The organism is uncultured Proteiniphilum sp., assembly GCF_937873925.1.
Taxonomy (GTDB): domain Bacteria; phylum Bacteroidota; class Bacteroidia; order Bacteroidales; family Dysgonomonadaceae; genus Proteiniphilum.
Window position 1 is genome coordinate 1 of record NZ_CALNAT010000200.1, and the last position, 12,321, is coordinate 12,321.

Here is a 12,321-nt window from a genome sequence, read left to right on the forward strand (position 1 = left end):
CCAATTTATTTCAACCGATGCCCACGATAAATTTAAAAATGATGAATGTTGGTCGTCTGTTTCAGGCTATGACCTCAAACAAGCCGCTGAAATTATCAATCAAGAGTTGAAAAAACAGAAAAAAACGAATGCAGTGGTTTTCTATGACCCAATTGTACGGATTGATTTTGGAAAAAATGAGGATTGGAGAAAATCTGGAAAAGAAGCAAAGGTAGCGGCAAAAGATTTATTGTTAGCACAAGTAAATGATTTTATTAAATGGCTCAGAACAAATAACATAACAATAGAATAATAATGCACGTTACCCTGCATATAACAACAGGTTGCAATTTAAGTTGCCAATATTGCTATTCGCCACCGACAAGTCGAAATGATATGTCGCAACAAACGGCTTTTCAAAGTATTGATTTTATTTCAGAAAATTATCCTATCAATACAGGAATTATATTTTTCGGGGGCGAGCCACTTTTAAAAAAGGATTTAATTTGTGAAACTATTGCGTATAGTCGTACAAAATCAGGTTATTTTCATTACAAAGTAACCACAAATGGTATTTTGCTCGACAGCGATTTCTTGGAATACGCAAATAAAGCGAATTTGCAAGTTTCTATGAGCGTTGATGGTAACGAGCAGGCACATAATACATTCCGAAAATTCCCTGACGGTAGCGCAACATTCGGAATTTTGAACGAGAAAATAGATTTGCTTTTGCATTATCAACCCTACGCCAAAGTTTTAATGACAGTTTCGCCCGGAACACTTATACATTATGCAAATTCTGTTGAATTTCTGCTGAAAAAAGGCTTCAAATATATTATTGTTTCGCTTGATTTTTCTTCAAAAAATTGGAATAAATTATCAATCAAAGAGTTAAAACGACAATACGAGCACATTTCCAAAATTTATGAAACGCATATTTTGAACGAGGAAAAGTTTTATTTTTCGCCTTTTGAAATGAAATTAGCAAGTCATATTCGCAAAAATAATTTTGAATGTTATCAATGCCATTTGGCACAAAAGCAAATTTCTGTTGCTTTTGACGGACAGATTTATCCTTGTGTGCAATTTGTAAAAGATGGTGTTTCAAATCGAGAATATGCGATTGGCTCGGTTACGAAAGGAATTGACCGCACAATACAAGATCAACTGTATCAAGAATCGAAAACTCAAATGGAGAATTGTTTGAAATGCGATTATAACCCACGCTGCAACAATAAATGCAGTTGTTTAAGTTGGCAACTAACAGGAAAAATTAATCAAGTTTCGCCTGTGGTTTGTGAGACGGAGAGAATTTTGATACCGATAGTAGATAAATTAGGCGAGAAGTTATTTAAAAAAGCATCGCCAATGTTCATACAGAAACATTACAACGCAGTATATCCGATTTTATCAATGATTGAAGATATGAAATGACAACAAAATGTGCTGATAATGGTATGGTTTCTTCCTTCCAAAAAGTACCGAGGGTGCTCTTTTAAAAATATTCAATGGTGATGTCCGCTGTGCAGGCTGAGATAATACATTAACCCCAACCCCGACAGGATCACAACCAGATGTAGCAATAAATTCCGTTTCGCAGTTTCTTTCAGGATTTCCGGTAACAGACTGCCCGCGGCAAGATAAATAAATCCTCCGGCTGCAACCGGTAATATGTAAGTGGATAAATGTCCTACGTGATGTCCCAGCCATAGTGTGAGAGCAGTCCCCAGAATGGCTGCACAGGCTATTACAAAATTAAACAATAACGCTTTTCTTTTGGAAAATCCTGCACGGATCAAAATTCCGATATCACTCACTTCCTGAGGGATCTCGTGCATAATAATGGCTAACGTTGTTGCCAGCCCCAATTCCGGCATCACCATCCATGCCGCACCGATCAGAATACCATCAGTGAAATTGTGAATCCCATCAGCGTAGAGACTCAGATATCCATAGGGTTTTATTCCCGATGCATGGCTGTCGGTATGCGTATGGGGCTCGGTGTTGGTATGCACACGCAAGACCTGATCGATGATGAAGAAGAGTAAAAATCCCGCTAAAATAAGCCACGAGGCGAGATGGGCTGACGGGAGGTGAAAATAAGATTCGGGGATAAGATGAAAAAAGGCATTCCCCAGTAAAGCTCCTATGGAAAAGCAGATCAGTAACAGCAGTATCAGCTGTAATGTTTTGGTTTTAATGAAAAAAAGGAACGCTCCGACAAAGGAAAGCAGACTTACGACGAGCGTGCTTAATAAAGCATATAATCCGATGTGATCCATCATTTTCAGTTTTATACGGTGTTATTATCTTATGACTTTTACCAACTCCGCATCTTTCAGCAGATACATAAGGTGTTCCGGATCATCCCTGTTGATACTGAATATTCCTTTGACTTGTATATACCGGTCGGTGCGGACACGTTTTAAGTCGCGATGCCCCTCTTTTACAAAAATCTCCATTACTGATTCAATTCCCCCCACACCGCAAAAGAAACACATGTAGGAGGGTGTTTCGGAGAGAGCGAAAATGGTGCCATCCACATCCACCGGAACATAAAATCCCTGTATGATAACAGGCTTATTGTCGAGTAATTCTATCTGTTTCCCGAAATCGGGCATCTGATAATATCCGGAAAGGGAGGCCACATATTTCTGCGACCACGTTACATCTTTCAACCTATCCCATGAAACGGTCTGCTGTGCACTTACCGGGAAATAGATTACTGACAGGAGAAAAACCAGAAAAGTCGTTTTTGTCTTCATTCGCTAAGAGTTTTGGAGATATCCGTATGCATTGCTTTGATGGCAGGAATCAGTGCCGATAGCAATCCGATTACCAGTGAAACAAATAAAAAATAACCGTCGTTTATATTGAACCATTGTTGCAAATTATAATGATAGTTGTTTTCTGTATAATAAGAAACCAGCAACATGCCCAACCGGCTCAGCGCTAATCCAACCAAATAACCTATAAATGCAATGCTGATCCCTTCCAGAATGACAAGCGAGAATACTTTGCTGCGGCTGCCGCCCATCGAACGGATCAGGGCAAGTTCATACTTGCGCTCTTTTAATGAATTGAGCAGTGAAATGAAAATACTGAAAGCAGATATGGCCATAATAAAACCTGCGATAAGGCGTATGGTTCGTATACCAACTCCCATCAATGAATACAACCGGTTTATTTCCAGGGCCGGCGAGGCAGCCTGCATGTTAGTGGAAGAGTTGACCAGTCGCGGTAGGGTAATCGCTCCCATCGGATTGGTATATTTCACTAACAGCATAGTTATCTCTTCATCGTTTTCCTGTGTATGGCCGTGCTCTTCTCCGGCATTGTGCCCGTGGTCATATCCGTGTTCATGTTCATGTCCATCCGTATGCACATGCCCACTCTTATCCGTATGTTCATGTTCATGATCGTGGGTTTCTTCCGCTTCCGTAACATGTGCGCCTTCTGACTCCATGTGTTTCTCATCGTGGTGCTCATGATGGTGTTCATGGATTTTCCACACACTCGCGATATTTGTCAGGATCAACTGATCCAGCACCGTCCCCGTTTCTTCGAAGATACCTGTTACAATATATTCGTGCTCATCGTGTGCATGTCCTGCATCTTCGATAAAACCGTGCACACCCGTAAAGCTGTCACTAATTTTTAATCCTGTCTTCTCCGCGACTTTAAACCCTATATTTGTTTCAAAATCGGTTTTCCACAACATTCCCTCCTTCAACTGCCCATGATAAAGGTCCGGGTATGTCTGGTCTGTGCCGATTATACGGAATCCGCGGTAACTATCACCCAGTGCTAAAGGAACCGCCTGCTTGATCAGGGGATTCTTTGTTAGTTCCAGGGCTTCCTTGTACTGTATATTTCCGGTAGGATGGTCGATATGGTAAATCCCGGCTAAAATAAGTTGCAGGGGACTTCCTTTCGCACCTACCACCAGATCAATACCGGCTACATTACTGCTCAACTGGCTTTCTATTTTCTCCGTTGTCAGAAACAGGAAGGAGATAATCGCAACACCGGTGGCAAATAAAAAAATATTCAATAGGGAAGATAAAGGCTTCGCTTTGATTTGTTTCCTGTTCAGTGAAAATATATTCATGATGTAATGTTCATAAATTAAAATGAGACTATTCCTGCATAGAAGAGTAGTTCCTGAAGAGTTTTACAAAAAGATCCTGTTTGAAAAATGGTCCAGCAATCGTTTATCGTGGGTAGCGATCACAAGGCTTGCCTGCAGTTCCTCTGCTTGCCGTTTGAGTAGATTCAACGCTTCCTCACAATTTTTATCGTCGAGGCTTGATGTCGGTTCATCGGCCAGGATAAGGGCGGGCTTATTGATCACTGCCCGTGCAATCGACAAGCGTTGTAATTCTCCCTGACTCATTTGTGAAGGCTTGCTCTTTGCTTTGCCCTGCAGATTTAAAGAACGAAGCAGGTGGTTTATGTCTTCATTTTCTGTTGCCAGATTATTGAGATACCGTGCTATCTGTAAATTTTCAAAAGCCGTCAACCATTGTATAAAATGCGGTTTTTGGTAGATGATCCCGATATTTTTTCCCCTGAATCGATCGGCTTCACTGCTATATAATCGGACGGTATCGGTCCCTTGGACAATCACTTCTCCCGAATCAGGCTTTAACAATCCGGCAATAAGATGCAGAAAGGTCGTTTTTCCACAGCCTGACGGCCCCGTGATGATGCAGTGATTCCCCGGCTCGCAATCGATATCGGGAAAGCCGAATGTGACCGACCTGGTATAGGAGAAAATCAAATTCCTTGTTATTAGTGCTTTATTATTCATTTTTATACAAAGTATTTCTGAAACGGGTATGAGAATTGTTCTCACGTAGTAGCTTCTTCGTTAAGCGAATGTAATCAAAATAACATTCTCAGCACAAAAGTAGAAAAATATTTTGTAAACGCACAAATATATTAATTGCAACATTGTTGCGTTTAAATATTTTTTTATATTTGTATCGTTTTTTGTGTGTGAATGGTCAGTTCCCAATTCAAATAAGAAATAAGAAGGAATTAGTCGTTATTGCTTTTTTATCGTCAGTGGTTCTTTCATGCGATAAAGAAGAGGATTCTCCTGCCTTGATCGGGGAGGTAAAAGGTTTTAAGTATCTGGTTGTCAACGATTTAGATAAGTGGGTCTATTTTTCTTTTGAAAAAGGAGACATTGTTGAGGTAGAAAATCATGAGACGAACCTGTCTTGGGATCTGGGGTTCCACCGGTCGGAAATAAGGACAAACGGCGGGAAATCGGGAAGAGGAGAAGGCGGGGTCATAAAAATGGAGACGACGGATTGGAATGCTGTTACAGAAGTGCCGGAGAATGTTACCTTTTCTTTGGACGAAGAAGTGGAACTGACCGGTTACCCGACGATGCAGGAAAAAACACTACAATCCTACAGCACTGTTTTCAAGTGGGTAAACGTTATTCCTCCGATGAATCCTCCTACCTATGATATCACAATGAACATTTTTATTGTCAGGTCGGCCAATGGGAATTATGCCAAAATACAGGTGTATGACCGTTACAATGAGAGGAATGAAGGTGGGTACGTAAGTTTCAAGTATCAGTACAATAAAGACGGAGGAAAAAAAATTGCCGAATAATGATCAATTCAATTTTTCCGTATTTAGCGGTAATTGTATTACTTGCGAAAGTTTAGTAATCAATCTCCGGATAAAGATACAGACAGTGCAAAAAAGTACACAATATCAATAGACACAGTGCAGCTATTTATAAAAATAATCGCAGGTCTTTTTCTTGTTTTATTCCCTACCTGCCTTATGGGGCAAAATATACAACAGGGCGACAGTACGATACTGGATGATTATTTGCTGGAAGAGGTAGTGGTTACCGGACCCGGTCGGAACGGTTGCTGAAAAATGTACCGGTAACAACCATTGTAATTCCTTCACGGGCAATAGAACAATCCCAGGCCGGTAATCTGAAAGACTTGTTGACTTATGAGTTCCCAAGCATTCATTTTCAAAATAATGGCGGTTATGATAATACCAACATGCTGGGATTTGATGCCAAATACATCCTTTTTTTAATTGACGGTGAACGCATGTCGGGGAAAACATTCAATAACCTGGATTATAACCGGATCAATCTCAATAATGTAGAACGGATAGAAATCGTGAAAGGGTCCCTCATTGGCAATAATCTGCCGGTGAGGGGCCCAATTCTTGACCGACCGCGGTTTCAGAGATTCAACGATTCCCTGAACCTGAAATGCAACGTGTGATCAGTGTGAATATTTGTTACGTATTGTATATGATCGATAAGGTAATGGGTACGCCGCATATTATTAAAGACCTGAAGTCCGTAAAATAAACTCCCTTTTTTATCTTCTGTCAATGAAAAGGATATTTTTATCCGTTTGTGCGTAGTTTTCAAAAGAAAATTATGTAGATTTGCTGTATTATTTTGAATGATAACCTTTGAAAATAAAAGGTTTAATCGTATGAAATCGGAAGAAATAAAAGCATTATTTGTTCGGTTTGAACAAGCGACGGCGGAAGTAGAAGGAGTGGAATGCTGGAGTGCAAGGGAGCTTCAGAAACTATTGGGCTATTCGCAGTGGCGGAACTTTGAAAATACGATTGAGAAAGCGAAAGAGGCATGTAGAAATGCAGGAGAAAATATCTCTTACCATTTTGCTGACGTCAGCAAGATGGTTCAAATAGGTTCCGGTGCTGAAAAAGAAATAGATGATATGCTTCTTACCCGTTATGCCTGTTACCTGGTTGCACAAAACGGTGATAGTCGGAAAGAGCAAATCGCTTTCGCACAAAACTATTTTGCCGTACAAACGCGCCGTGCGGAAATCGTTGAACAGCGAATGTTAGATTATGAGCGGGTACAAGCCCGTGTAAAATTAGCGGAAACGGAGAAAATATTGTCCGGTGTTTTGTATGAACGGGGAGTGAATGATAAAGATTTCGCCATTATTCGCTCTAAAGGCGACCAAGCTTTATTTCGATTAAACACTGGCATGTTGAAACGGAAATTGGGTGTTCCCGCCAACCGTCCCGTGGCTGATTTTTTGCCGACTATCAGTATAAAGGCCAAAGATTTGGCTGCTGAAATGACTTCAGTTAATGTACAAACGAAGGATTTAAAAGGAATCCATCCTATCGAAACGGAGCATGTCGATAACAATGCAGCCGTAAGAAAAATGCTTATAGAACGAGGTATTGTTCCCGAAGACTTACCGTCTGCTGAAGATATCAAGAAGGTGGAACGTAAATTGAAAAATGAGGAAAAGAAGGCGTTGAAAAATACAAAGTAAAAGGCATGAGCAAAACTCGTGATAAGAAAGGATTACGTTAAGTGCAATCATAGAAAGGATATAGGGTTAACCAAGTAACCATCTCCCTGTTGCAAGGAAAACAACCAAATCCGCCGTAATTAAAGTACCGAGCAACAAGATCAGTACTGTTATGATAGTTGCTATGATGTGGCTATATTTTTCCCTTACCCTGTTGAACCAGTTAACAAACCGCTCGTGTACGCCGAGTGTTACGGCAATTGCTAATGCAAAAAGGGAGCTTTGACTTACGAGAATCCAAATAAATTGTGTCAAGACTATTACGATAAGGCTATCTTCTCGACTTGATAACGCTATGAGTGTCAAAAAAGACGGATCGGTAAATGCGCTTATCGCATATAATGCGCCTACAGCCACCGAACCATGTTTAGAAAAAGCGGAGTTTGGTCCCTTTGTTATGTTTTCTTTCTTGATTGTCCGTACAATTCGTTTACCCGCCCATGCAAATAATAAGGCTACCACTAAAAAATCTAACACTACCCATAGTGCATCAGGCAGATCATCGAAAAAATCTGTGATAATATGAACTCCTTCTCCTAAAAGCAAAGTAGCGACGGTGCCAAGAACAACAGTTCCTAATAAGGTTATGAGCGAAAATATCATTATTTCGCGCTTTGTCGCCTTAGAGCCAAGAGCTGTAAGAATAATCAAGACTCCGAAAATATCAAAGCCTACCAACCCCAAGCCTAATGAAAATGATACAAGTTCCATGAGGCGGATAGGTTTTTTGTCTTACAGGTCGAATTCTTCCCTGTCGAATTTTACATACCGCGGGGGTGACGGATTATAGTCATCATCATCCCATAGATTGCTGGTGATCATCAGGTCGGCGCTGTACCGGTTGCAGGCAATGGGAATGTTATGCACCCGGCACTGGCGGAGCAACATCATGATATCCGCTTCGTGGGGTTGCGGATTGAGGTCGTCTATCAGAAAAACAGCCAGTTCTATCTCCTTGCGTACCACCATGGCCGCAATCTCGGCATCGCCGCCCATAGGCCCGGAGTTCATCATGGTGAATTCGGGAAACACTCCTTTTTCGTGCAACGCTTCACGTACCAGCGTTCCTGTGGTACCGGTGCAAACGAGGTGGTGCCGTGACAGAAAGTCGGCATTAAAGATTACCCATTCCACCATATCGGCTTTGCGGTGGTCATGTGCCACCAGCGCTATTGTCAGTTTTCGTCTCATAACTTTAAAGTAGATATTTTAGAATCAAGAACCAAGACTAAACGAATGTACTAATTTGTTGATGTGCCAATGTGCTAATTGAATCACTAATCATCACATCATTAAATTATCAAATCAACCCATCCATCTTCTTAATCACATTATTCACATTGGCTCATTGACTCATTGGCACATTAAATTCCTAATTCTTCGCGAATAGCGTTAATTTTTCTGTTAGCTGCCTCTTCCGCTTCTTCCAACGCTTCCCTCGTTTTTGCCGATCCCTTAACTTCGATATAGAATTTGATCTTGGGCTCTGTTCCCGAAGGACGGATCGAGAGTTTTGTGCCCTCTTCCGTGAAATATTGCAACACATTGGAAGTAGTTGGCATCTCAAGGGCAATATGTTCGCCGTGAATATAATCCACCGCTTCCAGTTTGGCGAAATCTTTCACGAGGGTCACGGGGGATCCGGCCAGCGATGTCATGGGGTTTGTCCGGAAATTCTTCATCATCGCCTCTATCTCATCGGCGCCCTCCTTGCCTTTGCGTACGAGGGAGATGCCCACCTCTTTGGAATATCCGTATTCCAGATAGATATCCTGCAGCAACTCATACATGGTCTTCCCGTTGTCGCGGGCCCATGCCGCTATCTCTGCGAACAGGGTGCAAGCCGATACGGAGTCTTTGTCGCGTACGAAGGCACCGGCCAAAAAGCCGTAGCTCTCTTCCCCTCCTCCGATATATTTTTTTATTCCTTCATTTATGCGGATGATCTCTGCGATCCATTTAAAACCGGTGTAGCAGTCGAAGATCTCGATCCCTTTTTTCACGGCGATGTCTTTGACCAGTTCGGTGGTGACGATGGTCTTTACCACATACTCCTTACCGGTAAGTAATTGCAGTTCGTCCCGGCGGGTCATCAGGTAATAAAGGCAGAGAAGCATGGTCTGGTTACCATTCACCAGAATGAAATTCCCCTCCTTGTCGCGGATAGCCGTACCGATACGGTCTGCATCGGGGTCGGTTGCCATTACCAGGTCGGCCCCGGTCTCTAGGGCCTTTTTGATGGCCAGGTCAAGCGCTGCCGGCTCTTCCGGGTTGGGAGAGATCACTGTCGGGAAATCGCCGCTCATGACATCCTGTTCAGGTACGTGGATGATATTGGTGAAACCTACCGCTCTCAAGGCATCGGGAACCAGCGTGCTTCCGGCGCCATGGATCGGCGTATAGACAATTTTCAGGTCGTTATGGTGTTGAATGGCTTCAGGGGAGAGTACCAGTTTTTTTACCTCTTCGATAAATGCTTTGTCCATATCTTTTCCGATGATCTCGATCAGGTTCTTGTTTCCCTCGAAACGGATATCGTCTACCGACTTAATGCGATTGATCTCCGCGATTATATTCTTGTCGTGAGGGGCAAGCACCTGGGCGCCGTCGTTCCAATAGGCTTTATAGCCGTTGTACTCTTTGGGATTATGTGAAGCGGTGATCATGATCCCGCTCTGGCATCCCAGTTTTCTGATAGCGTAAGATACTTCGGGAGTAGGTCGCAAGCTTTCGAAAAGAAATACTTTGATCCCGTTGGCGCTAAAAATATCGGCTGAAATCTCTGCAAATTTGCGGCTGTTGTTGCGGCAGTCGTGTCCTATCACTACTTTGATCTCACCCTGGTCGGCAAACTCTTTCTGGAGGTAGTTCGAAAGTCCTTGTGTGGCTGCACCCACCGTATAGATATTCATGCGGTTGCTGCCGGCCCCCATGATACCGCGCAGGCCGCCTGTGCCGAATTCAAGATCTTTGTAGAATGCATCGATCAGTTTTGTCTTGTCGCCACTATCGAGCATCCGCTGTACCTCTTCTTTGGTTTCGGTATCGTAGTTGCCGTTAATCCAGGACATCGCTTTGTCGGTGACCTGGGCTAATAATGTTTCTTCTTCCATGTTAAAACAGTCTTATTTATTGTTTATTCAATAGAGTGTACTTTGTATTTTTCGCCTGTCTGGTCTACTATTTTTCTGTAATATTCGTTGGAATATCCTGGTCGTAGCGGAGAGGCCGGTAACCCGTGGGGGTTGCGTTTGAATTGTCCGTTTTCCTCTGTTTTGATCACACCGTCGACATATTTTACCATAAGGTATTCACCCAGTTTTTTCCATTCCGCCACCCCTTCCTTTACCAGGTTATTGGTATATTGTGTGAGGTAGAGGACGGCTTGGGAAGGGGATTGTTCATATAGTCCGGCAGCTTCCCGTTCCACTCCGGACTGAGACGCTTTAAACTGATCTTCGAGTTTCGCCTGCACCTTTTTCATATCCGCACTCATATCGCTATAACGGGTATAGACCATATTGGAGACCCAGTTATGGATCCAGAAAGCGGAAGTCCATGAGAAATTCAACAGGTCACCGTTGCCTCTGGTCATTTCGTAAGGCGTTTCGGTGTGGCCGCAGTAGAACGGATAGTACACCGTTTGCGCTGCATCGTCGATGCCGAACCAGAAGATGCCGCCTATTTCGTTGGGTAACCCGGAGCGCATCTGCGCTACGAAAGAGAAGGCTGTCTGCTGGGTGGCGATGGGACGCTCGTTGCAATATTCAACAGAGTCTACCTCGAAGGAGAGCGGACTCCAGCGGTAGGGTGAATTGAAAGGGCCAGCGCCCACATCGAAGCGCCAATCGAGTTCGGTCCCTTCATAGTGATCGCGCATCATCTGCTGAATATCCTGTGCACTCAGTTTCCTGTCGGGTTTGATGTAAAGCGGCATGGGATCAGTGGTTTTTCCCTGTGCATAGGTTACATATCCAGCCATATCCTTATTCACCTTGTTGAAAAACGACCATACGCGTGCTTCACAATAACGGAGCGCTCCGAAATCGAGCGGAGCATACGCCTGGGCAAAACTGAAATCGGCATCGTCGCCGTTGAAATATCCTTTTTTACGGGCGAATGAGATCACATCGGGCGAGTAGATACAATTTTCAGGGTCGTCCAGCGGGAATTGCTGGATGCGTGCCTGGTTGGCATGCGCGGATACACAATCGTCGGGAATGCGCACGGCTACCCAGACAGCTCCTTTATTACCCGGTCCTTTGCCGATCATCTCCATGACCCATACCTCCTCGGGATCGGCGATGGAGAACGATTCCCCCGAACTGTAATAGCCATGCTCCTTTACCAGGCCGGTCATTATATGAATGGCTTCGCGGGCGTTTTTGGCGCGTTGCAGCGTAATATAAATAAGGCTTCCGTAATCCATGATACCTGTAGAATCCGACAGTTCGCTTCGCCCGCCGAAAGTGGTTTCGCCAATGGCCAACTGGTGTTCGTTCATGTTGCCGATCACATTGTAGGTCTGTAATGCCTGGGGTATTTCGCCCAGGTATTTTCCCGTATCCCACTCATAGACCCTGAGTATCTCACCCGGATCATATTGCCTGGCGGGCCAATGGTACAGTTCTCCATACAGTCCGTAGGAGTCGGCAGCGTACGAGATCAGTGTAGATCCGTCAGTGGAGGCTTTCTTTCCGACCAGCAAGTTTGTACAGGGAAAAGATACAGAGGTTACGAACAACAACGCAATTGCGGCAATAACTTTTTTCATATGATAATTTTTAGAACAAAGAGTAAAGACGGAATCCACACCCCCGTTTCTCAACTTGAGCGTAAAGATACTTTATTTTGTTTAATCTTCCCAAAGACTGGAATGGATATTTTGCATTTATTTCCCTGCAATGGTTCGCACAATTGGGAAAAAAAAGTTATTTTTGTGCTACCTAAAAAACCGTGCAAGGCTGATAAAATGAATATA

General features: G+C 43.2%; 15 protein-coding genes and 1 pseudogene. 8 read left to right on the forward strand and 8 right to left on the reverse strand.

What is annotated here, in order from left to right; all coding sequences use genetic code 11:
- Together Q0502_RS13570 and Q0502_RS13575 are read left to right on the forward strand one after the other, a co-directional pair.
- On the forward strand, positions 1–292 hold a 292-nt coding region (locus Q0502_RS13570; RefSeq protein ID WP_298651638.1), incomplete at its 5' end, for a hypothetical protein.
- A gap of 2 nt (positions 293–294) precedes the next feature.
- Positions 295–1,413: a radical SAM protein gene (locus tag Q0502_RS13575; protein WP_298651641.1), complete on the forward strand. Its 1,119-nt coding sequence runs from the start codon at positions 295–297 to the stop codon at positions 1,411–1,413.
- 71 nt (positions 1,414–1,484) lie between these two features.
- Here Q0502_RS13575 and Q0502_RS13580 read toward each other — a convergent pair whose 3' ends face one another.
- The 4 genes from Q0502_RS13580 to Q0502_RS13595 form a co-directional block, all read right to left on the reverse strand.
- The gene (locus Q0502_RS13580; RefSeq protein ID WP_298651644.1) at positions 1,485–2,264 is read right to left on the reverse strand and encodes a ZIP family metal transporter; all 780 of its coding nucleotides are present in this window, start codon (positions 2,262–2,264) and stop codon (positions 1,485–1,487) included.
- Between the two features lie 21 nt (positions 2,265–2,285).
- Positions 2,286–2,744 (reverse strand): hypothetical protein, encoded by a 459-nt coding sequence (locus tag Q0502_RS13585; RefSeq protein ID WP_298651647.1) that lies wholly within the window; start codon positions 2,742–2,744, stop codon positions 2,286–2,288.
- Positions 2,741–4,090, reverse strand: coding sequence for an FtsX-like permease family protein (locus Q0502_RS13590; RefSeq protein ID WP_298651649.1), 1,350 nt, complete (start codon positions 4,088–4,090; stop codon positions 2,741–2,743). Before Q0502_RS13590 ends, Q0502_RS13585 begins: the two co-directional genes overlap by 4 nt.
- A gap of 63 nt (positions 4,091–4,153) precedes the next feature.
- Positions 4,154–4,792 carry an ATP-binding cassette domain-containing protein gene (locus tag Q0502_RS13595; protein ID WP_298651652.1) on the reverse strand — a complete coding sequence of 213 codons (639 nt, stop codon included), beginning with the start codon at positions 4,790–4,792 and terminating at the stop codon, positions 4,154–4,156.
- A gap of 188 nt (positions 4,793–4,980) precedes the next feature.
- Between Q0502_RS13595 and Q0502_RS13600 the strand changes: the two genes are divergently transcribed.
- The 5 genes and pseudogenes from Q0502_RS13600 to dinD all read left to right on the forward strand — a co-directional run bounded on the left by Q0502_RS13600 (position 4,981) and on the right by dinD (position 7,301).
- Complete coding sequence (locus Q0502_RS13600; protein ID WP_298651655.1) at positions 4,981–5,613, forward strand: HmuY family protein; 633 nt, start codon at positions 4,981–4,983, stop codon at positions 5,611–5,613.
- A 117-nt stretch (positions 5,614–5,730) separates the two neighbouring features.
- Positions 5,731–5,886 carry a hypothetical protein gene (locus tag Q0502_RS13605; RefSeq protein WP_298651658.1) on the forward strand — a complete coding sequence of 52 codons (156 nt, stop codon included), beginning with the start codon at positions 5,731–5,733 and terminating at the stop codon, positions 5,884–5,886.
- Positions 5,880–6,254: a Plug domain-containing protein gene (locus tag Q0502_RS13610; RefSeq protein WP_298651660.1), complete on the forward strand. Its 375-nt coding sequence runs from the start codon at positions 5,880–5,882 to the stop codon at positions 6,252–6,254. The genes Q0502_RS13605 and Q0502_RS13610 overlap by 7 nt, the downstream gene beginning before the upstream one ends.
- A pseudogene (locus tag Q0502_RS19065) lies at positions 6,233–6,343 on the forward strand (S46 family peptidase); the annotation flags it as partial. The gene Q0502_RS13610 and the pseudogene Q0502_RS19065, both read left to right, overlap by 22 nt.
- A 130-nt stretch (positions 6,344–6,473) precedes the next feature.
- The gene (gene dinD / locus Q0502_RS13615; protein WP_298651663.1) at positions 6,474–7,301 is read left to right on the forward strand and encodes a DNA damage-inducible protein D; all 828 of its coding nucleotides are present in this window, start codon (positions 6,474–6,476) and stop codon (positions 7,299–7,301) included.
- Between the two features lie 66 nt (positions 7,302–7,367).
- Here dinD and Q0502_RS13620 read toward each other — a convergent pair whose 3' ends face one another.
- The 4 genes from Q0502_RS13620 to Q0502_RS13635 form a co-directional block, all read right to left on the reverse strand.
- Entirely contained in the window at positions 7,368–8,051 is a 684-nt protein-coding gene (locus tag Q0502_RS13620; RefSeq protein WP_298651665.1) for a hypothetical protein, read from the reverse strand.
- A 21-nt stretch (positions 8,052–8,072) separates the two neighbouring features.
- Positions 8,073–8,531, reverse strand: a complete 459-nt coding sequence (locus Q0502_RS13625; protein ID WP_298651668.1) for a methylglyoxal synthase — start codon at positions 8,529–8,531, stop codon at positions 8,073–8,075.
- 173 nt (positions 8,532–8,704) lie between these two features.
- Positions 8,705–10,453 carry a phospho-sugar mutase gene (locus Q0502_RS13630; RefSeq protein WP_298651671.1) on the reverse strand — a complete coding sequence of 583 codons (1,749 nt, stop codon included), beginning with the start codon at positions 10,451–10,453 and terminating at the stop codon, positions 8,705–8,707.
- 23 nt (positions 10,454–10,476) lie between these two features.
- Positions 10,477–12,114: a C69 family dipeptidase gene (locus tag Q0502_RS13635; RefSeq protein ID WP_298651674.1), complete on the reverse strand. Its 1,638-nt coding sequence runs from the start codon at positions 12,112–12,114 to the stop codon at positions 10,477–10,479.
- Between Q0502_RS13635 and Q0502_RS13640 the strand changes: the two genes are divergently transcribed.
- Positions 12,115–12,321 (forward strand): hypothetical protein (locus Q0502_RS13640; RefSeq protein WP_298651677.1); only part of this gene is annotated, 207 nt, incomplete at its 3' end.